Genomic DNA, 21,072 nt, shown 5'->3' with positions numbered 1-21,072 from the left:
GCTAGCGCCGCACGGCCCTGACGAAGCTGATCGTGGTGGCGGGCACCTGCTGCCCGGCGGGTCCCAGTTCCGGCAGACCCGCGGCGGCGAACAGGTCGGTGAGCCGAAACGTGGTGGTATCCCACCCGTTTGCGGCCAGGTGTGCGGCGACGTCGGTGTGCTCGCCGGGGTAGGCCAGGCCGGCGATGTCCAGCTCGAGCCCCTGCCTCCGCCACCCCTCGGTCATGCGCTGCGCCTGCTCCTGGCCCTCCGGCGTCGGCGGGGCGACGGTCCCGAAATCGGCGGCGAACCGGCTGCCCTCGCTGGACAACGGAATGATGGCGTTCAGCAACCGCACTTCGGCTTCGGGCGGAAGGAATCCGATCAGCACTCCCTCGGCCAGCCACGCCGTCGGCTGATCCGGGTCAAAGCCGGCCTCCTGCAAAGCCGCCGGCCAGTCCTCGCGCAAATCGATGCCCACGGTGCGGAGTTCGGCGGTGGGGGCCGCGCCGATCTCGGCCAGCGTCGCCGTCTTGAACGCGATCACCTCCGGCTGATCGATCTCGTACACCGTCGTCCCGGCCGGCCACCGCAGCCGGTAGGCCCGCGAATCCAGCCCGGACGCCACGATCACCACCTGACGCAGCCCGGCCTGCCCGGCGGCGGCGAAGTAGTCGTCGTAGAACCGGCCCCGAGCCGCGAAGGTGTCCACCATTCGCGAGAAGGCGACGCCCTCTTCGATGTCGGCCGAATCGAGTTCGCCGCTGGCCAGCTTGGTGAAGACGTCCAGCCCGACGGCACGCACCAGCGGCTCGGCGAACTCATCGGTGATGACCGGTTGAGGACGTTTGGTGGCGGCCGCGCGGGCGGCGGCCACCATGGTGGCGGTGGCGCCCACGCTGCTGGCCAGGTCCCAGCTGTCGCCTTCGGTTCGTGCCATGGCTTCTCCTTCGGTGTGGTGGCAAAACCACGGTATGCCTCATCGGTGAACAGGCACGTCGCCTACGGTTCCCCTATGCCCGCAGTGACACTGGAAGCTCTCGAAGACAACATCGCCTGCATCACCCTGAACCGGCCCGAGCGCCTCAACGCCATCGACGGGTCGTTGATCGACGGCGTGGACAAGGCGCTCGACGTTCTCGACGAGGGCGAGTTCCGGGTGGCGATCCTGACCGGTGCCGGGCGCGGCTTTTGCGCCGGCGCCGACCTGAGCGGCACCGGCCAGCCGTGGACGCAGAACAAGCCGACCACCCCGGCGTTCAAGGTGAACTACGACGCGCAGGTTCGGTTGGCCAACCTGTACACCCGGATCTACGAGATGGACATTCCGGTGATCGGAGCGGTGAACGGTGTCGCCGTCGGTGGCGGCCTGGCGTTCTCGTTGGTCTGCGACGTCCGGGTCGCCTCCGAGCAGGCCCGGTTCGGTTCGGTGTTCATCAAGGCGGGCTTCTCGTCGATGGACATGGGCACCAGCTACCTGCTACCGAAGATCGTCGGCGCCGGCGTGGCCCGCGAACTCATGCTCACCGGCCGCATCATCGATGCGGCCGAGGCCTATCGCATCAAGCTGGTGCACGAGGTCGTCGCCCCCGACGAGCTGCTGCCCGCCGCGCTCAAGCTGGCCCGTTCGATCGCCGAGAACAACGCTTATGGCGTGTGGCAGACCAAGATTGGGCTCAACGCCGCGCTCGATGCGCCCAGCCTGCGCCATGCCATCGAGATCGAGAACCGCACCCAGATCCTCAGCGGCTTCACCAACAACCCGGTCGAAGCCGCCTTGGCGCACCGAGAGAAGCGCGCCCCGAAATGGGATTCGTTGTGAATTTTACAGTTTCGCGATCACGTTCTCGGCGAACATCTCCAGGTTGCGGATCTTGCTGTCCAGCGGCTCGGTGTCCTTGCCCTTGATGTAGGGGATGCGGAAGCCGACGATGACGTCGGTGACGCCCTTGTCCTCGAGCCGCTTGATGCCGTCCGCGGTGTAGGCGTCGGCCGAGATGACGTGGATCTCGAACGGCCCCGTCTTGCCGGCCTCTTCGCGGAACTTCTTGAGCTTGGCCAACAGGTGATCGAGCTCCTCGGGGTCACCGCCGCCGTGCATCCAGCCGTCCAGGCGCGCGGCGCGCCGCAGGGCCGCGTCGGCGTGCCCGCCGATCAGGATCGGCACGGGCTTGGTCGGGGCGGGCGTCATCTTGGTCTTGGGGATGTCGTAGAACTCGCCGTGGAACTCGAAATACTCACCGGTGGTGAGGCCCTGGATGATCTCGATGCATTCGTCCATCCGCTTGCCGCGCCTGGCGAACGGGACACCCAGCAGCTCGTAGTCCTCGGGCCATGGGCTGGTGCCGACGCCGAAACCCACTCGGTTGTCGGTCATCGCGGCCAGCGAGCCAATCTGCTTGGCCACCAACGCCGGTGGGCGGATGGGCAGCTTGAGGACGAAGAAGTTGAACCGCAGCTTGGTGGTCACCGCGCCCAATGCCGATGTCAGCACGAAGGTTTCGATGAACTCCTTGCCGTCCAGGAACTCGCGGTTGCCGTCCGGGGTGTAGGGGTACTTCGAGTCGGATTCGAAGGGATAGGCGATGCTGTCGGCGATCGTCATGGCGTCGTAGCCAGCCGCCTCGGCTGCCTTGGCCAGCGGGATGTAGTACCTAAAGTCAGTCATCGCCTCTGCATAGGTAAACCGCACGTCATCTGCCTTCCTGGAGGGGTCGTCCCTCGACATTAGAACGTGTTCTAGTTTCAGCACAACCGGCAGCTGGGCGCGACGGGAACGGGGGCGCCGTCGAGGGACGGTTTCGGATTACAGCTGGTTCTCGGGGCCGATGACCGCCCACACCGTCTTGCCGGACGGGGTGGGCGTGCTGCCCCACGCGCGCGACAACGCTTCGACGATCGCCAGCCCGGACACGTCGATGCCCTTCGGCGGCGACGGCAGCCGCACCGCGGGCGCGTCGCTGGCGTCGGACACCGCGATGGTCGCGGTGGTGCCCTGCGCTTCGATGCGCACCGCCGGAACGCTCGCGGTGTGCTCGAGCACGTTCTCCACGAAAACGTTGACCACCACCAGGGCCACCGGAATGAGTTTCGATTGCGACCACGTGGTGAGCCACTCGCGGACCATGCGCCGTGACTCGCGCAGGCTGGTCAGGTCGGCGGGCAGCTGGACATCGGCGCGCCGCACCGGGCGGCGGCTGTTCTGGCCGAGCGCCTTCATTGCCGCCTTTTCGCTCGGATAGACCGGCATGAAGTGGGTGATCCCGCTATTGCTGATCGCCTCGCGGGTCGCCCGGTCGGTGCAGACCAACACGATCGGAACGTGGGGAGCGCTGCCAACCTGCCAGTAGGCGCCCATGAAGGTCGACCATGCTGATTCGGTGTGCGCCTTGAGGCCGGAGACGTTGACGATCACGGCGGCGGCGTCGTCCAACGTGGCCTTGAGAATTCGCTCGAGCACAGTGGTGGCGTTGGCGGCATCCAGCTCACCGTCGACGGTCAGAACGGCGACCGAGTCATCCGTTCGCATCGCAACGGCCACGGGGCTCATCCCAGCTCGGTCCTGGCGTCCGGTTCCATTTACCGCTCCTCGCATTCTGCCGGGCCGACTGCTTGAGTATCCGCTCTCAGGGGCAAAAGTCTACTTCGCAACTCGTCGGCGACTACGCAGGCAGAAACCACAGGCGATCGGGATTCGCCCGAATCTGTGCCGCAAACCCGCAGTGAAGGCATCATGTGTTCCCCTCCCCACCCGCTGGGGCGTTCGACTTTCATCGCCCCAGCGTGCTGTGGAGTCCGTCGCCCAGCACGCGCTTCCCCGGGGTTACCACGCGCTGAGCGCCGCCAAACTTTTGGGTACGTTCAACAAACGTGCATTAACCAGCGCAAAGGCACCGGTTTCGGCGGCCGCGGCGGCCCCCGAGCGGGGCTCAGCGGTTGCTCAGTGCGTAGGGCGGAGCGCCCACCCCGGCGACCGAGTGCGTTCCCCACGGTGTCTGTTCGACGATGCGTGCCGGCGCGCTGCGCCGACCGATGGTCAGTGTGCCGGTCCGCACTTGCTTGAAGAGGTCGTCCGACAACGGTCCGGCCGCCGAATCGAAGACGGTTCCCTGCCAGTGATAGCGGCCGTCGAGCGGGTCCAGATGGCCGGTCAGCCGGACCTGTACCGGATGGCGGGCGCCACCGATTTCCAGGGTGGCGGCTCCGCTGTAGGTGTTGTCGCCGGCGGGCGCGGTGGCCGACAGTTCGAAGGCGGATGCCACCGGGGGCGGCTCGGCCGGTCGCAACTGGGCCCGCTCGTTGAACACCCGCTGGCTGCTGGCCCGCACCTCGATGCGGGCGCTGGCGGTGCGCGCCATGACTTTCAGGCACTCGGCGACGTAGCGCGCCTGGGCGTCCCGATCGGGTCCGGTGATGACGAAGTAGTTCGGGAATCCGCGGACCGCCACCCCACAGAACGGCTCCATCCCGTCGTGCCAGGCCCGCCGCAGGGTGAGGCCGCCCGCGCCGATCAAGCCGTCGTCGGCGGCGTCCTCGGGGATGAAGAAGCCGGTGCCATAGACGATGGCGTCGACGCGGTGCTCGACGCCGTCGGCGGTGCGCACGCCCGCTGCGGTGACCGCCTCGATCGCCGACGCGGCGATCGTCAGCAGCGGCCGCGTGGCGGCGGGCCGGGCGCGGCTGCGCAGCCAGCGTTTGGCGCGGGTGGACCATGCCGGGATGTCGGCCACCACCCGACGTGGTGCGTGGGCGAACACGGTGACAGAAGCTGCCGCCCGAGTCAGTCGCTCGAGGTGATGGGCCGCCGCGGCGTCGGTGCCGATCGCCGCGATGTGCTTGCCGGACGGATCGAATCCGCGGTCCCATGCCGCGGCGTGAAATGTCGCACCGCGAAAGGTCTTGTCTCCAGGAAACTTCGGTATCCACGGGGTGCCGGGCCGGCGGTGTGCGTCGACGACGACGTGCGCCCGGACGACGCGGCCGCCGTCGGTGTGTAGCGTCCAGGTGTCGGTGCCCTCGTCGAACACGCAACGCGGGACCGGGACGTCCAGCGTCGCGACGTCGGTCACGCCGGCGGACTGCAAAACGGAGCGGACGCCGGCGTCCGGACCGATGACGACCAGCGGATGCTCAGCCGTCACAGAAACCTGCTGCGCTTCCAACCGCGGCGCGCGATCGGCCCCAGCAGGCCCACCTCGGTCAGAAACGCCGCCAGCGGAGCGAAGCCGGCCACCTGGGTGTCGCGGCGATGTGGGCTGGTGCGCGCGACCTTTCGGGCCCGCTTGGGGTCTAGGCCCGCCCGTGCGTACGGGACCGGATTGCTGAACAGGTAGTTGAAGAAGTATCCGCCCAACCCATTGATGTTGGCCATGAACCAACGGTTGAACCGGGGCATCTCGACGACGCGCTTACGGGCGCCGTCGCGCGCGAACTGGATGTGGCGTGCCTCTTCGGTGACGTGAATCCGCATGAGGCGCTGGATGATTGGCTGCAGTTCCGGGTCGTCCATCATCTGCCGCTGCAGCGAGTCGAAGATCTCCTCACCGATCAGGGCGGCCACCCAGAGCATCGAGCCGCGCTGAAACGCCAACGGCAGCGCATTGATGATCATTCGGTGAAACAGCTTGGGGCGCACCGGCTTTGCCCCGATGCGTTCGATGGCCTTGCCGAACATCACCATGTGGCGGGTCTCGTCGCCCAGTTCGGTCAGCTTGTAGTGCGTCGACCTGCTGGTCGGGTCTTCATGCAGGATGGTGCGCAGCAGCGCCTGGTTGAGCATGTTCTCGAACCAGATCCCGGCCGAGAGCGTGTTGACCAATTCCTGGCGGGACAGCTCGATTTGTTGTTCGCGGGACATCTCGTCCCACATGGGGGTGCCGTAGAGCGACACCAGCCGGGGCGGCAGATAGAACTTGTCCGGATCCAGCGGTGCGTCCCAATCGATGTCGACGACGGGTTCGTAGGACTTCTTGACCGAGCCCTTCAGCAACCGGTCCGAGAAGTCTTCACGACTCGGCCCTGGGGGCTTCACCGCTGACGTCATACGCCGCTCCCTCCATTGGGTGCTTCAGACGGTACCCATGGTACTGGGTACTTGGGGTCCCGGCTAGATGTTGAAGGTTGCGATTCGGCAATCTGACGGGCAACGAGCATCAGGAGGCGACGCGTTGGGCCGGCACATTCATGTCATCGGCATCGGGGCCGGCGACCCCGATTACGTGACCGTGCAGGCGATCAAGGCGCTCAACGCCACACAGGTCTTCTTCGCGATGGACAAGGGCGAACAGAAGAGCGACCTGGTGGCGCTGCGACGCGAGGTCTGCGACCGGTTCATCCGCGAGCCGGGCTACCGGTTCGTCGAGCTGGCCGACCCCAAGCGGGCAGACGATGCCGACTACCGGGGCGCGGTTGCTCAGTGGCACGCCGCCCGCGCGCAGATCTGGGCCGATGCGATCGCCGCCGAACTCGGTCCGCACGGCGTCGGCGGGTTTTTGGCCTGGGGCGATCCGTCGCTCTACGACAGCACCCTGCGCATCCTCGACGCGGTGGCCGCGCGCGTCGACTTCACGTTCGACGTCATTCCGGGGATCACCGCCGTGCAGGCGCTGACGGCACGCCACCGCATCCCGCTCAACGAGGTAGGCGAACCCGTGCTGATCACCACGGGCAGGCAACTGCGCACCTACGGGCCGTCTTCGGCATCGGCCGTGGTGATGCTCGACGGCGACTGCTCGTTTCAGGTCTGCCCGCCCGACACGCAGATCTGGTGGGGCGCCTACCTCGGCACCGACGATGAACTGCTCATCGCGGGCACGGTGGGCGAGGTGGGGCCGCGCATCGTTTCGCTGCGAGCCGAAGCCCGCGCCCGGCACGGCTGGATCATGGACACCTATTTGCTGCGACCGGCACACTGAAACCGTGCCCGAACTACCCGAGATCGAAGCGCTGGTCGACCACCTGCGGCGCCACGCCGTCGGCCTGCCGATCGGCCGGGTCGACATCGCCGCCCTGTCCGTGCTCAAGACCTTCGACCCGCCGATCAGCGCGCTGCACGGCCAGACCGTCGCCGGGGCCGAGCGGTGGGGCAAGTACCTCGGGCTGCGCACCGACAACCTCTTCTTGATCGCGCATCTGTCGCGTGCCGGCTGGCTGCGTTGGTCGGACAAGCTGGGCGCCGCGCCGCTGCGGCCCGGCAAGGGCCCGATCGCGCTGCGGGTGCACCTGGGCACGCCCGGCGAGGCGCCCGGTTTCGACCTCACCGAGGCCGGCACCCAAAAGCGGCTGGCGGTGTGGCTGGTCGACGACCCGGCTCAGGTCCCCGGCATCGGCGCGCTGGGCCCGGACGCGTTGGATCTGGACGCCGACGCGCTGGCCGATCTATTGGCCGGCAACACCGGCCGGATCAAGACCGTCATCACCGACCAGAAGGTGATCGCCGGGATCGGCAACGCGTACAGCGACGAGATCCTGCACGTCGCGCGGATCTCGCCCTTCGCCACGGCCGGCAAGCTGTCCGATCAGCAACTCGCCACCCTGCACGACGCGATGGTTTCGGTGCTCACCGATGCGGTGACCCGATCCGTCGGGCAGGGCGCGGCCACGCTCAAGGGCGAGAAGCGCTCCGGCTTGCGGGTGCACGCCCGCACCGGGCTGCCCTGTCCGGTGTGCGGGGACACCGTGCGCGAAGTCTCGTTCGCGGACAAGTCTTTTCAGTACTGCCCGACGTGTCAGACCGGCGGGAAGATCCTGGCCGACCGGCGGATGTCGCGTTTGCTGAAGTAGTCGCCGGGCCGGGACTTGACACCTGTCGATATGCTGCCCCGATGACTCGCCAGAAGATCCTCATCACCGGTGCCAGCTCCGGCCTGGGCGCCGGCATGGCGCGTGCGTTCGCCGCCAAGGGCCGCGACCTCGCCCTGTGCGCGCGGCGCACCGACCGGCTCGATGAGCTCAAAGCCGAGCTGTCGCAAAAGCATCCGGGCATCAACATCGCCGTCGCCGCGCTCGACGTCAACGACCACGAGGCCGTCCCCAAGGTGTTCGCCGAACTCAGCGACGAACTCGGGGGCATCGACCGCATCGTCGTCAACGCCGGCATCGGCAAGGGCGCAAAGCTGGGGTCCGGCAAACTGTGGGCGAACAAGGCCACCATCGAGACCAACCTGGTCTCAGCGCTGGTGCAGATCGAGGCCGCACTGGAGATGTTCAACAAGAACGGATCGGGGCACCTGGTGCTCATTTCGTCGGTGCTCGGCAACACCGGCGTCCCGGGCGTCAAGGCCGCTTACTGCGCCAGCAAGGCGGGGCTGACGTCATTGGGTGAGTCGCTGCGCGCCGAGTATTCGAAAGGTCCGATCAGGGTCACCGTGATCGAGCCCGGTTACATCGAATCGGAGATGACCGCCAAGTCGGGGAGCACGATGCTGATGGTGGACAACGAGACTGGTGTCAAGGCGCTGGTCAATGCCATCGAGCGCGAGCCTGGCCGGGCCGTGGTGCCGCGGTGGCCGTGGGCGCCGCTGGTGCAACTGATGCGGGTGCTGCCGCCGCAGCTGACCAAGATGTTCGCCTGATTCAGCTGGTCCGCCCGCGCTCGCTGCGGTAGCGGCGCACCAGGGCATCGGTGGAGCTGTCCGACTGCGGCGCCGGCGAGCCGTCCGCGGTGATCACCGGAAGCAGGGCCTTGGCCTGGGTTTTACCCAGCTCCACGCCCCACTGGTCGAACGAGTCGATCCCCCAGATCACGCCCTCGGTGAAGACCTGGTGCTCATACAGCGCGATCAGCTGGCCCATCACCGACGGGGTGAGCCGGTTGGCCAGGATCGAGGTCGAGGGCCGGTTACCGGGCATCACCTTGTGCGGCACGATGTCGGCGGGGGTGCCCTCGGCGGCGATCTCCTCGGCGGTCTTGCCGAACGCCAGCACCTGGGTCTGGGCGAAGAAGTTGCTCATCAACAGGTCGTGCATGCTGCCGTCGCCTTCGGCGGTGGGCAGGTCATCGAGGGGTTGGCTGAACCCGATGAAGTCGGCGGGCACCAGCCGGGTGCCCTGATGCAACAGCTGGTAGAACGCGTGCTGCCCGTTGGTTCCCGGTTCGCCCCAAAAGATTTCACCGGTGTCGGTGGTGACCGGGCTGCCGTCCGCGCGGGTCGATTTGCCGTTGGATTCCATGGTCAGCTGTTGCAGGTATGCCGCGAAGCGCGCCAGGTCATTGGAGTACGGCAGCACGGCGCGCGACTGCGCGCCCATGAAACTGGAGTACCACAGGCCGATAAGCCCAAGCAGCACAGGCGCGTTGGATTCCAGCGGCGCGGTCTTGAAATGCCGGTCGACGATGTGGAACCCGGATAGGAAGTCCCCGAAGGCTTCTCGGCCGATGACGGCCATCACCGACAGGCCGATCGCCGAATCCACCGAGTAGCGGCCCCCGACCCAATCCCAGAACCCGAACATGTTGTCGGTGTTGATGCCGAAGTCGTCGACGAGGCGTTTGTTGGTGGAGACGGCGACGAAGTGCTGGGCCACCGCCGCGTCCCCGAGGGCGTCAGTGATCCAGCGGCGTGCGGCCGTGGCATTGGTCAGGGTTTCCAGCGTCGAGAACGTTTTCGACGCTACGATGAAAAGCGTTGTGGCGGGGTCCAAGTCGGCCAGAGTGGCGATCAGGTCGGCAGGGTCGACATTGGATACGAAACGCGCCGAGATCCCCGCATCCGCGTAGTGGCGCAGCGCCTGATAGACCATCACCGGGCCGAGGTCCGATCCGCCGATGCCGATGTTGACGACCGTGCTGATCCGTTTGCCGGTAGCCCCCGTCCATTCACCGCTGCGCAACCGGTCGGTGAAATCGCCCATGGCGTCGAGCACCGAGTGCACCTCCGCGACCACGTTCTGGCCGTCGACGGTCAGCTCGGCATCCCGGGGCAGCCGCAGCGCGGTGTGCAGGACCGCGCGATCCTCGGAGGTGTTGATGTGCACCCCGGCGAACATCTGGTCGCGCCGTTCTTCGAGATTGGCCGTGCGCGCCAGATCGACCAAGAGCCGCAGCGTTTCTCGCGTGATGCGGTGCTTGCTGTAATCGATGTAGAGGTCACCGACGGAGACGGTCAGCTCGCGGCCGCGATCGGGATCGTCGTCGAAGAACTGACGCAGATGGGTCTGGCCGATCTGTTCATGATGCCTGCGCAGGGCGTCCCACGCCGGGGTGGCGGTGATGTCGGGGAGGGTGTGCACGGATGTCATTGGCGTCGCTCCTCTTCATCGCTTCGCTCTGCATCGTCGCCGACGCGGGTCATGCTTCGACCCTATGGGTTGTGACGTGGCGGAGCCAGGTGTAACGCCGCGCCGATGCGACCCGGTCAGTGACCGAGCCGGCCCCTGCCCAGGCGCAGCAGCAGAATCGCCAGGTCCTTGCCTTCGGGGCCGAGTTCGCTGTAGCGCTCGATCACCTTCATCTCGCGGCTATGGACCAGCCGCGTGCCGCCCGAGGCCATCCGGGCCTTGCCGATTGCCTGAGACACCTCGGTGCGCCGCTGCACCGCGGCCAGAATCGCGGCGTCGAGCCGGTCGATCTCGTGACGCAACTCGTCTATGTCGGTGGGCACTTCGGTCGCCACCGTCTCGATGTTCATCTCTGCTGACTCCGCGTCTTCGTCGTGATGTGGGGGTTCTGGTCTCATGCAGTATCGGGCCTCACAAAAGACGAGCCCCGAGTGCCGAAGCGGACCACGGGGCTCTGCGGAAGCAGTTAGACCACGGGCACCGCGAACTGGTACCCGTAGGGAAATCGGCGGCGCCACTCCTGCGCCGAGGAGCGTCGCCGACATTGCACGTTGAGCACGAATCGAGTGTGCCACTAAAAACCGTGAACACGCAAAAAATCGCGTTTAAGCTGCGCTTTTTGGACTCCGGTGCAATTAGCCGGCCGGATGGAACCAGGTTCGGAAACGCCATTCCGACACGCCGGATTTCGGGTAGCGTCCGTGACGCCGCACCGGCCGGTCCGGCCACTAGCCTGGTCTGATCCCGGGGCGCTGATGCGTCAGTGGGCGGCGGTAAGTTTGGACTGACATGAGTGTGCACGTAACAGATGCCAAGCCGGCCTCCGAAGCAGATCAACTGCTCGAGGGTCTCAATCCGCAACAGCGCCAAGCGGTGGTGCATGAGGGTTCGCCCCTGCTGATCGTCGCGGGCGCGGGTTCGGGAAAGACCGCGGTGTTGACCCGCCGCATCGCCTACCTGATCGCCGAACGCGGGGTCGGGGTCGGGCAGGTGCTGGCCATCACCTTCACCAACAAGGCCGCCGCCGAGATGCGCGAACGGGTGGTCCGGCTGGTGGGCAACCGGGCCCGGGCCATGTGGGTGTCCACCTTCCACTCGACCTGCGTGCGCATCCTGCGCAACCAGGCGTCGTTGATCGAGGGCCTGAACTCCAACTTCTCCATCTACGACGCCGACGACTCGCGGCGGCTGCTGCAGATGATCGCCCGCGACATGGGGCTCGACATCAAGCGCTACTCGCCGCGACTGCTGGCCAACGCCATCTCGAACCTCAAGAACGAGCTGATCGACCCCGCCGGGGCGGTAGCCAACCTGACCGACGACTCCGACGAGTTGTCCCGCACGGTGGCCAGCGTTTACGGCGAGTACCAGCGGCGGTTGCGCGCGGCCAACGCCCTGGACTTCGACGACCTGATCGGCGAGACCGTGGCGGTGCTGCGCGCCTTCCCGCAGATTGCCCAGCACTACCGGCGGCGGTTCCGCCACGTCCTGGTCGACGAGTACCAGGACACCAACCACGCGCAGTACGTGCTGGTGCGCGAATTGGCGGGTCGCGGCGGTTCAGCGAGGCGCGCCGGAGCTGGCCCGGGGGCCGGCGGAGGCGAGGTGAAGCTGGGACCGCCGAATCAACCCGGCAGTGACGAGGTATCCGACGAGGTTCCACCGGCGGAACTGTGTGTGGTCGGGGACGCCGACCAGTCGATCTATGCGTTCCGCGGCGCCACCATCCGCAACATCGAGGACTTCGAACGCGACTACCCGGACGCGACAACCATTCTGCTGGAACAGAATTACCGCTCGACGCAAAACATCCTGTCCGCCGCGAACTCGGTGATCGCCCGCAACTCCGGACGCCGGGACAAGCGGCTGTGGACCGCCGAAGGCGCCGGCGAGCTGATCGTCGGCTATGTCGCCGACAACGAGCACGACGAGGCCCGATTCGTCGCCGAGGAGATCGACGCGCTCGCCGAAAAGGGCGAGATCACCTACAACGATGTCGCCATCTTCTACCGCACCAACAACTCGTCGCGGTCGTTCGAAGAGGTGTTCATCCGCGCCGGAATCCCCTACAAAGTCGTTGGGGGAGTGCGCTTTTACGAGCGCAAGGAGATCCGTGACATCGTCGCCTACCTGCGGGTGCTGGACAACCCCGGGGACGCGGTCAGCATGCGGCGCATCCTCAACACCCCGCGCCGGGGCATCGGCGATCGCGCCGAGGCGTGCGTGGCGGTGTATGCCGAGAACACCGGCGCCAGTTTCGCCGACGCGCTGGTGGCCGCGGCCGAAGGCAAAGTGCCGATGCTGAATTCGCGCGCGGAGAAGGCGATCGCCGGTTTCGTCGAGCTGCTGGACGAGCTGCGCGGCCGCTTGGACGACGACCTCGGCGACCTGGTCGAGTCGGTGCTCGAACGCACCGGATATCGCCGGGAGCTGGAATCGTCCACCGATCCCCAGGAGCTGGCGCGCCTGGACAACCTCAACGAACTCGTCAGCGTGGCACACGAATTCAGCACCGACCGCGCCAACGCCGCGGCGCTGGGCGAGTCCTTGCAGACACCCGAAGACGAGGACGTGCCGGACACCGGCGTGCTGGCGGAATTCCTGGAACGGGTCTCGCTGGTCTCCGACAGCGACGAGATCCCCGAGGACGGCGCCGGCATGGTCACCCTGATGACGCTGCACACGGCCAAGGGCCTCGAATTTCCGGTGGTGTTCGTCACCGGCTGGGAGGACGGAATGTTCCCCCACATGCGGTCTTTGGACGATCCGGTCGAGCTCTCCGAGGAGCGACGGCTGGCCTACGTCGGGATCACCCGGGCCCGCCAACGCCTCTATGTCAGCAGGGCGATCGTCCGGTCGTCCTGGGGGCAGCCCATGCTCAATCCCGAATCGCGCTTCCTGCAAGAGATTCCGCAAGAGCTCATCGAATGGCGGCGCACGGCACCCACCCCGTCGTTCAGCGCGCCGGTGAGCGGCGCCGGCCGGTTCGGCACCCCGCGGGCGGCCCCGACCCGTTCGGGGATGGGCAAGCCACCGCTGCTGGTGCTCGAACCCGGGGACCGGGTGACGCACGACAAGTACGGACTGGGCCGGGTCGAGGAAGTGTCCGGCGTCGGCGAATCGGCCATGTCGCTGATCGACTTCGGCAGCTCGGGACGGGTGAAGCTGATGCACAACCACGCCCCGATCAGCAAGCTCTAGCCGCGATCACGAGCTTCCGCGTCGAGGGTGCACTCAGCGCGAGAAATCGGCGAAATCCTCACCGGGAGTGCACGTTCGGCAAAGGTCAGGCGTCCAGCCAGCGTTTGGTTTGCGGCAGCAGCACGAGCACGACCGTGGCGATCGGCAATGCGGGCAGCAGATGCACAACCCAGGCGACCCGCGCCCCGGCGATGAACACGCCGATGTAGGTGAGGACGGCGACCAGCGCTCCGGCCATCAGCAGGTAGCGGCTGATCGATCGGCGCTGCAGCAGCAAGATCACGCCGGAGACCGTGGTGCCGGCGAAGACCAGGGCCAGGAAGGCGACCGCGATGCAGAACAGGCGGTCAGTTCGCCACCAGCCGGCGATCAGGTCGGTGGCCACCACCGACGTGGCCCAGCCGCTGACGATGCTCACCGCGCACGCGGCGACGGCCGTCCGATCGCTGGGCTCGATGGCCGGCACTCCGTAACCCGTGCGGGCCGAGCCGGAACCGGACCGGTAGGGCGGCGGCTGCGGGGTGAAGTGGGTGGTGGGGGTGTCCGGCGTGGTGGGGATGGGACCGGTCGGCGCGCGGCGGATGATCCGTGTCCGTGAGTCGGAGGGCGGGTCGTGCTCCGGTGGGGGCTCGGGCGGACGCGGACCGGAATTTTCTTCGTTCGGCGCGGTCACCTCAGCCAGCGTAGTTGCCGACGCTGAGACCACGCTTAGCGAGCCACGGCACCGGATCGATCCGCTCGGTGCCGCCCTGGAGGACCTCGAAATGCAGGTGCGGGCCGGTGGAATTGCCCCGATTGCCCATGGTGGCGATCTGGTCGCCGGCCATCACGCGCTCACCGACGCTGACCAACGCGGTGTTGATGTGACCGTAGAGCGTGACCGTGCCGTCGGCGTGGCGCAGCTTGACCAGCATGCCGTAGCCGCCGGCCGGACCGGCGTCGATGACGACGCCGTCGGACACCGCGTAGATCGGGGTGCCGATCGAGTTGGCCAGGTCGATGCCGGCGTGCAGCACTCCCCAGCGGTAGCCGAAGTTGGAAGTGAAGATGCCTTTGGTCGGCATCACGTAGAGCGGTTGGGACAACCGGGCCTCGCGCTGAGCGCGGTCGTTGGCGAAGGCGACGCCCTTGGCCAGCTCCTGGTTGTGCAGCGCGGCGGTGGCCGCGGGCTCCGCCGCGATCACCTGGGGGCCGCGGACGGTGTTGCTGCCGCCCGCGCCGCCGGTGAGCGCGGAGGCGTTCGCGGTCAGCACCGCGTCGGTCTTAGGGGTGTCGGCGTGGCTGGTGGCCGTGTGCGCGGCCGCGGCGGCGGCGCCGGCGGCCATCGCCGAGATCAGCAGGCGGCCCCGGGCCGCGCTGGTCGGTTGCTTGCGGTGCTGCCCGCCGCGCCGCGCGACGCCGACGACGTCGGTGACGTGTGGGCGATCGAGGCGCCCCTCAGTGCGGGGCTCGATGACCACCCGCGGCAGCACCTCGGTGACGGGCGCCGCCAGCCATGCCGGGCGCAGGTCGTCCGCGTCGTGCAGGTCGTCGAGTTCGGGCGCCAGCAGCACCTGTGCTTCGTTGTCGAACGTCGAGTCATTGCTGAAGTCCAGGTCGCCGAGATCGCCGGCGTCGTCGCTGAATTCGAAGTCGTCGAAATCGAAGCCGTCGAGCGGGAGGATTTCGGTGACTTCGGTGCGGTGCGGGGCTTCCGCCCACCGGGCGCCGGCCGCGCGACCAACCCTCACGACGCCCTCAGTTACGGCAGAAGGCCGGGCAAAACGGTGCTGGGACAACCTGAAATGTCCTCGTATCGTGACCATAACGTTATCTGGACCCTAGGAAGGTATCCGCTAACGCGCGGAACTGGCAACCTCGTCGCAGAATCCGGGCGGAATTGTGATTTGGATCACGCGGACGGTCAACCCATAGCTCGTGAGCTGTGCCACATCGGCGGACGCGGCGGTCAAAGGCATTTGAGGGGTGGATACAGTTCGTCCGTGCGAGTTGCCGAGTGCGGCACCGCCCACCAAGAGGCCTAGTAGTTGAGTCGAGCGAAGACAGAGAGTCCATGGACCTTTTCGAGTATCAAGCAAAAGAATTGTTCGCCAAGCACAACGTACCGACTACGCCGGGACGCGTGACCGACACGGCCGAGGGCGCTCGCGAGATCGCCACCGAGATCGGTCGCCCGGTGATGGTCAAAGCGCAGGTGAAGGTCGGCGGGCGCGGCAAGGCGGGTGGCGTCAAGTACGCGGCGACGCCCGAGGACGCCTACGAGCACGCCAAGAACATCCTCGGCCTGGACATCAAGGGCCACGTGGTGAAGAAGCTGCTGGTCGCCGAGGCCAGCGACATCGCCGAGGAGTACTACATCTCCTTCCTGCTCGACCGCGCCAACCGCACCTACCTGGCCATGTGCTCGGTCGAGGGCGGCATGGAAATCGAGGAGGTGGCCGCCACCAAGCCGGAGCGGCTGGCCAAGGTTCCGGTGGACGCCGTCAAGGGCGTCGACCTGGCGACCGCGCGGTCCATCGCCGAGCAGGGCCACCTGCCCGCCGAGGTGCTGGACGCCGCCGCGGTCACCATCAACAAGCTGTGGGAGGTCTTCGTCGCCGAGGACGCCACCCTGGTCGAGGTCAACCCGCTGGTGCGCGACCCCAAGGACCAGATCCTGGCGCTAGACGGCAAGGTCACGCTGGACGCCAACGCCGACTTCCGTCAGCCGGGCCACGCCGAGTTCGAGGACCGCGACGCGACCGACCCGCTCGAGCTCAAGGCCAAGGAGCATGACCTCAACTACGTCAAGTTGGACGGCTCCGTCGGCATCATCGGTAACGGGGCGGGCCTGGTCATGTCGACGCTCGACGTCGTCGCCTACGCGGGCGAGAAGCACGGCGGGGTCAAGCCGGCCAACTTCCTCGACATCGGCGGTGGCGCGTCGGCCGAGGTGATGGCCGCGGGCCTCGACGTCATCCTGAACGACAAGCAGGTCAAGAGCGTGTTCGTGAACGTGTTCGGCGGCATCACATCCTGCGACGCCGTCGCCAACGGCATCGTGACCGCGCTGAACATGCTCGGCGACGAGGCCAACAAGCCGCTCGTGGTCCGGCTCGACGGCAACAACGTCGACGAAGGCCGCCGGATCCTGGCCCAAGCCAACCACCCGCTGGTGATCCAGGCCGAGACCATGGACGCCGGTGCCGACAAAGCCGCCGAGCTGGCGAACAAGTAAGGGAACCAAGCTATGTCGATCTTCCTGAACAAGGACTCCAAGGTCATCGTCCAGGGCATCACCGGCGGTGAGGGCACCAAGCACACCGCGCTGATGCTCAAGGCCGGCACCCAGGTGGTGGGCGGCGTGAACGCCCGCAAGGCGGGCACGACCGTGTCGCACGTGGACCCGGTCGGCAAGGACGTCGAGCTGCCCGTGTTCGGCACCGTCGCCGAAGCGATCAAGGAAACCGGCGCCAACGTCTCGGTCGTGTTCGTGCCGCCGAAGTTCGCCAAGGACGCTGTCATCGAGGCCATCGACGCCGAGATCCCGCTGCTGGTCGTCATCACCGAGGGAATTCCGGTGCAGGACAGCGCCTATGCGTGGGCCTACAACGTCGACAAGGGGCAGAAGACCCGCATCATCGGGCCGAACTGCCCGGGCATCATCACCCCGGGCGAGGCGCTGGCCGGCATCACGCCGGCCAACATCAGCGGCCCCGGTCCGGTCGGGCTGGTGTCCAAGTCGGGCACCCTGACCTACCAGATGATGTACGAGCTGCGCGATTTCGGCTTCTCCACCTCGATCGGTATCGGCGGTGACCCGGTGATCGGGACCACCCACATCGACGCCATCGAGGCCTTCGAGAAGGACCCCGACACCAAGGTCATCGTGATGATCGGTGAGATCGGCGGTGACGCCGAGGAGCGGGCGGCCGACTACATCAAGGCCAACGTGTCCAAGCCGGTCGTCGGTTACGTCGCGGGATTCACCGCGCCGGAGGGCAAGACGATGGGCCACGCTGGCGCCATCGTGTCCGGCTCGTCGGGCACCGCGGCCGCCAAGAAGGAGGCCCTGGAGGCCGCCGGCGTCAAGGTCGGCAAGACGCCGTCGGAGACCGCCGCGCTCGCCCGGGAGATCCTGAAGAGCCTGTGAGCAGGGCCGTTCACGGCCAAATTGGAACACGTTTCAGGTTTCGGTTAGCCTGACAAATTAACACTTGTCAGGAGGCCTGTAATGCCGGTGCATCCCCGCACCCCGGTGCTCGTCGGCGTCGGCCAGTTCACCGAGCGCATCGACGACGCTGACTACCGGGGCATGTCGGCGGTCGACCTCGCGACGGCCGCCGCGCAGGCGGCCCTTGCCGACACGGGCGCCAACGGCGTTGCACAGGCCGTCGACACCGTCTTCGGGCTTCGGCAATTCGAGATCTCCGGCCCGATGCCGGCGACGCTCGGCAAGTCGAACAACTACCCGCGCTCGGTGATGAACCGGCTCGGCGGCGACCCAACCCGGGTGGTACTGGAACCGGTCGGCGGGCAGGGGCCGCAGAAGCTCGTCACGGAGGCGGGCAACACCATCGTGGCGGGCGACGCCGACGTGGTGCTGATCATGGGCTCGGAGCCGGGGTCGACGGCGCGCTACTTCGCCAACCGTGACGACAAGCCGGACTTCACCGAAGACGTCGAGGGTCAACTGGAGGATCGCGGTCACCAGATCTCGAGTTACATCGACGAATACACCATCCAGCACGGTCTGACCGGGGCGCCGGTGCAGTACGGGCTCCTTGAGAACGCCCGCCGCGCCCGCCTGGGACGCAGCGTGGCCGACTATCGGCGCGAGATGGCCGAACTGTTCGCCCCAATGTCCAAAGTGGCTGCCAAGAACCCGTTTTCGTCATCGCCGGTCGAGCGGTCGGTCGAGGAGATCATCACGGTCACCGACGACAACCGGATGATCAGTGACCCATACCCCCGGTTGCTCGTCGCCCGAGATCAGGTCAACCAGGGCGCGGCGGCGGTGCTGATGTCCGTGGAAGCCGCGACCCGCCTCGGTGTGGCGCAAGACAAATGGGTCTACCTGCACGGCCACTCCGACATGGTCGAGCAGGCGATGCTCGACCGCGTCGACCTCGGGGCCAGCCCGGCGGCGGTCCACGCGGCCCGAGAAGCGTTGCGGTTAGCGGGAATTGGCGTTGACGACATCGCCACCTTTGATCTGTACAGCTGCTTCCCGTTCCCGGTCTTCGTCATCTGCGAAGCTCTCGGCATCGACGGCGACGACCCGCGCGGTCTGACCCTGACCGGCGGATTGCCGTACTTCGGCGGCCCCGGCAACAGCTACTCCCTGCACGCTATCGCCGAGACGGTCGCGCAGATGCGGGACAGGCCAGGGCAGTTCGGCCTCGTCGGCGCCAACGGCGGGATCATGAGCAAGTACTCCGTCGGCATCTACTCGACCACACCTGTGGACTGGCGCACCGACAACTGTGCGGAGCTGAACAAGCAGGTTGAAGCGCTGCCCAAGGTCAACGTCACCAAAACGCCCGACGGTGAAGCGACGATCGAGACGTACTCCGTGCGCTACGACTGGCCGGTCCGGACCGGCATCATCGTCGGCAGGCTCGAGACGGACAACACGCGATTCATGGCGACGACCGACGACGAGGATCTGGTCGCGTTGATGTGCGACGGCGATCCGCTCGGTGCGGAAATCTCGGTGTGGTCGACCGGTAACGGTAACCGCGCGTCGCTGCGTTAGCGGCTGTCGCCGTCGCGACACATAAACCACGCACCCGACACGCCGTCACGCGTCGCACTGGTTTAAGTCTCGGCGTTCACGGGCTCGGCGACACGCCTGGCCTACACCAGGGCGGCGAGCTTGCCGGCCAAGCGCTCGACGTAGGCGGCGACCTCGTCCTCGGATTTGTCCGGCAGCCCGAACAGCACCTCGGTCACGCCGAGCTCGGCCCACTTGGCCAGCTTCTCGGGCACCGGCTTGAAGTCCAGCGCCACGATCTGCGGGGCGCCGTCGCGGCCCGCGGCCGCCCAGGTGTCCTGCAGCAACTTGACCGGCTCGTCGATGTCGAAGTCGCGCGGGGTGGTGATCCAGCCGTCGGCGCTGCGGGCGATCCACTTGAAGTTCTTCTCGGTGCCCGCCGCGCCGACCAGCACCGGGACGTGCGGCTGCACGGGCTTGGGCCAGGCCCAGCTGGGACCGAACTTGACGAACTCGCCATCGTAGGAGGCTTCTTCTTCGGTCCACAGCGCCCGCATCGCCTCGAGGTACTCGCGCAGCATCGTGCGGCGCCGGCCCGGCGGCACATTGTGGTCGGCGAGTTCGTCGGTGTTCCAGCCGAACCCGACGCCCAGGCTGACCCGTCCGCCGGACAGGTGGTCAAGGGTGGCAATACTTTTCGCCAACGTGATCGGGTCGTGTTCGACGGGAAGAGCCACCGCGGTGGACAGCCGCACCCGCGAGGTGACCGCGCACGCCGCGCCCAGGCTCACCCAGGGGTCTAGTGTCCGCATGTAGCGGTCGTCGGGCAGCGACTCGTCCCCGGTGGTGGGGTGAGCCGCCTCGCGCTTCACCGGAATGTGGGTGTGTTCTGGCACGTAGAAGGTCGTAAAGCCGTGGTCGTCGGCGAGCTTCGCGGCCTTCGCCGGGGAGATGCCACGATCGCTGGTAAAAAGCACAAGCCCGTAATCCATGGGGTGAATTAGAACGTGTTCTACCTCCGCTGGGCAAGCCGTCGTGAAACGGACCGTCTCGCGAGCAGGTCGCGGGCCCGCCGATGCGGACGTCACCGAGCAAGCCGGTGGCAGCGGCACGGGCTGCCGCACGTGCGCTAGCGTGGGTGATCGACCGCGTCGCTAACGCAGCGAGGCGCCTGGAAGCACAGCGTTGCACTGCAACTGTGGCGACCGCTAGGCAGTTCAAGGCACTGGAAGCAACAGGAGGAGCCATGACCTACTCTCCCGGAAGCCCGGGCTATCCACCGGCGCAACCCGGCGGCGCCTATGCGGGCGGCACACCGTCCTTCGCCAAGGACGACCACGGAACGAGCAAGCTGCCGTTCTACCTGAACATCGCGGTGGTGGTTCTCGGTCTGGCCGCCTACCTCCTGAACTTCGGCCCCACCTTTACCATCGGCGCCGACCTCGGCCCGGGCATCGGTGGCCGCGCCGGTGACGCCGGCACCGCGGTCGTGGTTGCCGTGCTGGCGGCGCTGCTCGCCGGGCTCGGCCTGCTGCCGAAGGCCAGGAACTACGCGGGAGTCGTCGCGGTCATTGCGGTGCTGGGTGCCTTGCTCGCCATCACCGAGACGATCAACCTGCCCGCCGTGCTGCTGGCCGCCCGGCTGCTGACCGTAGTAGGGCTGCTGCTGACCGTATTGGCCGTATTGCCCGTACTGGCCATACTGCGCGTACGGGTCGTATTTGGGCCGCGGCGCCGGGGCGGTGATCACCCCGGAGTCCAGCAGGACCACGACGACGGCGGCGATCGCCTGGAGCACGACGGCCGCCACCAGCGGCCACATCGCCCAGCCGATCGAGAAACCGGCGGGCAGGTTGATCGTCTCGGTGATGGCGAGCAAGGCACCCAGCACCGCAATGACCGCGACGACTCCCGCGTAG

The 21,072-nt window shown here is 67.1% G+C and carries 18 protein-coding genes and 3 pseudogenes; 10 read left to right on the top strand and 11 right to left on the bottom strand.

Annotated elements, in window-relative coordinates:
* Position 1: 1 nt before the first annotated feature.
* The gene (locus A5624_RS12985) at positions 2–919 is read right to left on the bottom strand and encodes an SAM-dependent methyltransferase (RefSeq protein WP_066866721.1); all 918 of its coding nucleotides are present in this window, start codon (positions 917–919) and stop codon (positions 2–4) included.
* A gap of 75 nt (positions 920–994) precedes the next feature.
* Here A5624_RS12985 and A5624_RS12980 point away from each other — a divergent pair, with 75 nt between their 5' ends.
* A complete protein-coding gene (locus A5624_RS12980; RefSeq protein WP_066866720.1) occupies positions 995–1,801 on the top strand; it encodes an enoyl-CoA hydratase/isomerase family protein in 807 nt (268 codons plus the stop codon).
* 3 nt (positions 1,802–1,804) lie between these two features.
* Here A5624_RS12980 and A5624_RS12975 read toward each other — a convergent pair whose 3' ends face one another.
* The 4 genes from A5624_RS12975 to A5624_RS12960 all read right to left on the bottom strand — a co-directional run bounded on the left by A5624_RS12975 (position 1,805) and on the right by A5624_RS12960 (position 6,022).
* A complete protein-coding gene (locus A5624_RS12975; RefSeq protein WP_066866718.1) occupies positions 1,805–2,671 on the bottom strand; it encodes an LLM class flavin-dependent oxidoreductase in 867 nt (288 codons plus the stop codon).
* A 114-nt stretch (positions 2,672–2,785) separates the two neighbouring features.
* Positions 2,786–3,529, bottom strand: a complete 744-nt coding sequence (locus tag A5624_RS12970; RefSeq protein ID WP_066866716.1) for an STAS domain-containing protein — start codon at positions 3,527–3,529, stop codon at positions 2,786–2,788.
* Between the two features lie 379 nt (positions 3,530–3,908).
* Entirely contained in the window at positions 3,909–4,901 is a 993-nt protein-coding gene (locus A5624_RS12965) for a DUF4873 domain-containing protein (RefSeq protein WP_231999759.1), read from the bottom strand.
* Positions 4,902–5,116: 215 nt separating this feature from the next.
* A complete protein-coding gene (locus tag A5624_RS12960) occupies positions 5,117–6,022 on the bottom strand; it encodes a diiron oxygenase (protein ID WP_066866715.1) in 906 nt (301 codons plus the stop codon).
* A gap of 124 nt (positions 6,023–6,146) precedes the next feature.
* On the opposite strand from A5624_RS12960, the gene cobF reads away from it, so the two are divergent.
* The 4 genes and pseudogenes from cobF to A5624_RS12945 all read left to right on the top strand — a co-directional run bounded on the left by cobF (position 6,147) and on the right by A5624_RS12945 (position 8,552).
* Positions 6,147–6,893: a precorrin-6A synthase (deacetylating) gene (cobF, locus tag A5624_RS12955; protein ID WP_066866713.1), complete on the top strand. Its 747-nt coding sequence runs from the start codon at positions 6,147–6,149 to the stop codon at positions 6,891–6,893.
* 4 nt (positions 6,894–6,897) lie between these two features.
* Positions 6,898–7,140, top strand: a pseudogene (locus A5624_RS29055) (DNA-formamidopyrimidine glycosylase family protein); the annotation flags it as partial.
* Between the two features lie 162 nt (positions 7,141–7,302).
* Positions 7,303–7,761 carry a zinc finger domain-containing protein gene (locus A5624_RS29050; protein WP_232002255.1) on the top strand — a complete coding sequence of 153 codons (459 nt, stop codon included), beginning with the start codon at positions 7,303–7,305 and terminating at the stop codon, positions 7,759–7,761.
* A 41-nt stretch (positions 7,762–7,802) separates the two neighbouring features.
* Positions 7,803–8,552: an SDR family oxidoreductase gene (locus A5624_RS12945; protein ID WP_066866709.1), complete on the top strand. Its 750-nt coding sequence runs from the start codon at positions 7,803–7,805 to the stop codon at positions 8,550–8,552.
* A gap of 1 nt (position 8,553) precedes the next feature.
* Here A5624_RS12945 and pgi read toward each other — a convergent pair whose 3' ends face one another.
* Positions 8,554–10,218 (bottom strand): glucose-6-phosphate isomerase, encoded by a 1,665-nt coding sequence (gene pgi, locus A5624_RS12940; RefSeq protein ID WP_066866707.1) that lies wholly within the window; start codon positions 10,216–10,218, stop codon positions 8,554–8,556.
* A 116-nt stretch (positions 10,219–10,334) separates the two neighbouring features.
* Positions 10,335–10,655, bottom strand: coding sequence for a chorismate mutase (locus A5624_RS12935; protein WP_082972517.1), 321 nt, complete (start codon positions 10,653–10,655; stop codon positions 10,335–10,337).
* Positions 10,656–11,046: 391 nt separating this feature from the next.
* Between A5624_RS12935 and pcrA the strand changes: the two genes are divergently transcribed.
* Complete coding sequence (pcrA, locus tag A5624_RS12930; RefSeq protein WP_066866704.1) at positions 11,047–13,458, top strand: DNA helicase PcrA; 2,412 nt, start codon at positions 11,047–11,049, stop codon at positions 13,456–13,458.
* 85 nt (positions 13,459–13,543) lie between these two features.
* On the opposite strand, the gene A5624_RS28615 is transcribed toward pcrA, so the two are convergent.
* The gene (locus A5624_RS28615; RefSeq protein ID WP_197518956.1) at positions 13,544–14,131 is read right to left on the bottom strand and encodes a hypothetical protein; all 588 of its coding nucleotides are present in this window, start codon (positions 14,129–14,131) and stop codon (positions 13,544–13,546) included.
* A 1-nt stretch (position 14,132) separates the two neighbouring features.
* Complete coding sequence (locus A5624_RS12920) at positions 14,133–15,188, bottom strand: M23 family metallopeptidase (protein WP_082990557.1); 1,056 nt, start codon at positions 15,186–15,188, stop codon at positions 14,133–14,135.
* Positions 15,189–15,511: 323 nt separating this feature from the next.
* Here A5624_RS12920 and sucC point away from each other — a divergent pair, with 323 nt between their 5' ends.
* The 3 genes from sucC (at position 15,512) to A5624_RS12905 (ending at position 19,195) form a co-directional block, all read left to right on the top strand.
* Positions 15,512–16,675 carry an ADP-forming succinate--CoA ligase subunit beta gene (sucC, locus tag A5624_RS12915; RefSeq protein ID WP_066866701.1) on the top strand — a complete coding sequence of 388 codons (1,164 nt, stop codon included), beginning with the start codon at positions 15,512–15,514 and terminating at the stop codon, positions 16,673–16,675.
* 12 nt (positions 16,676–16,687) lie between these two features.
* On the top strand, positions 16,688–17,590 hold the full coding sequence (gene sucD, locus A5624_RS12910; protein WP_066866699.1) for a succinate--CoA ligase subunit alpha: 903 nt from the start codon (positions 16,688–16,690) through the stop codon (positions 17,588–17,590).
* Between the two features lie 81 nt (positions 17,591–17,671).
* On the top strand, positions 17,672–19,195 hold the full coding sequence (locus A5624_RS12905) for an acetyl-CoA acetyltransferase (protein WP_066866697.1): 1,524 nt from the start codon (positions 17,672–17,674) through the stop codon (positions 19,193–19,195).
* Positions 19,196–19,296: 101 nt separating this feature from the next.
* Here the strand turns inward: A5624_RS12905 and A5624_RS12900 are convergent, their stop codons facing one another.
* Positions 19,297–20,145 carry an LLM class F420-dependent oxidoreductase gene (locus A5624_RS12900; protein ID WP_066866696.1) on the bottom strand — a complete coding sequence of 283 codons (849 nt, stop codon included), beginning with the start codon at positions 20,143–20,145 and terminating at the stop codon, positions 19,297–19,299.
* Between the two features lie 254 nt (positions 20,146–20,399).
* Between A5624_RS12900 and A5624_RS12895 the strand changes: the two are divergent.
* Positions 20,400–20,802: pseudogene (locus A5624_RS12895) on the top strand (DUF5336 domain-containing protein); the annotation flags it as partial.
* A 155-nt stretch (positions 20,803–20,957) separates the two neighbouring features.
* On the opposite strand, the pseudogene A5624_RS29045 reads toward A5624_RS12895, so the two are convergent.
* A pseudogene (locus A5624_RS29045) lies at positions 20,958–21,044 on the bottom strand (hypothetical protein); the annotation flags it as partial.
* Between the last annotated feature and the right edge of the window lie 28 nt (positions 21,045–21,072).

Origin of the sequence: Mycobacterium sp. 1482292.6 (assembly GCF_001672995.1) — a bacterium.
In the GTDB taxonomy this organism is placed as follows: Bacteria; Actinomycetota; Actinomycetes; order Mycobacteriales; family Mycobacteriaceae; genus Mycobacterium; species Mycobacterium europaeum_A.
This window is presented reverse-complemented; position numbering and strand designations above follow the sequence as displayed.

Excerpts from the sequence above, each read along its gene's own strand:
- A5624_RS12985 (WP_066866721.1), bottom strand. The coding sequence starts at position 919 with ATGGCACGAACCGAAGGCGACAGCTGGGACCTGGCCAGCAGCGTGGGC.
- A5624_RS12980 (WP_066866720.1), top strand. The coding sequence starts at position 995 with ATGCCCGCAGTGACACTGGAAGCTCTCGAAGACAACATCGCCTGCATC.
- A5624_RS12970 (WP_066866716.1), bottom strand. The coding sequence starts at position 3,529 with ATGAGCCCCGTGGCCGTTGCGATGCGAACGGATGACTCGGTCGCCGTT.
- A5624_RS12960 (WP_066866715.1), bottom strand. The coding sequence starts at position 6,022 with ATGACGTCAGCGGTGAAGCCCCCAGGGCCGAGTCGTGAAGACTTCTCG.
- A5624_RS12945 (WP_066866709.1), top strand. The coding sequence starts at position 7,803 with ATGACTCGCCAGAAGATCCTCATCACCGGTGCCAGCTCCGGCCTGGGC.
- pgi (WP_066866707.1), bottom strand. The coding sequence starts at position 10,218 with ATGACATCCGTGCACACCCTCCCCGACATCACCGCCACCCCGGCGTGG.
- A5624_RS12935 (WP_082972517.1), bottom strand. The coding sequence starts at position 10,655 with ATGAGACCAGAACCCCCACATCACGACGAAGACGCGGAGTCAGCAGAG.
- pcrA (WP_066866704.1), top strand. The coding sequence starts at position 11,047 with ATGAGTGTGCACGTAACAGATGCCAAGCCGGCCTCCGAAGCAGATCAA.
- sucC (WP_066866701.1), top strand. The coding sequence starts at position 15,512 with ATGGACCTTTTCGAGTATCAAGCAAAAGAATTGTTCGCCAAGCACAAC.
- sucD (WP_066866699.1), top strand. The coding sequence starts at position 16,688 with ATGTCGATCTTCCTGAACAAGGACTCCAAGGTCATCGTCCAGGGCATC.
- A5624_RS12905 (WP_066866697.1), top strand. The coding sequence starts at position 17,672 with ATGCCGGTGCATCCCCGCACCCCGGTGCTCGTCGGCGTCGGCCAGTTC.
- A5624_RS12900 (WP_066866696.1), bottom strand. The coding sequence starts at position 20,145 with ATGGATTACGGGCTTGTGCTTTTTACCAGCGATCGTGGCATCTCCCCG.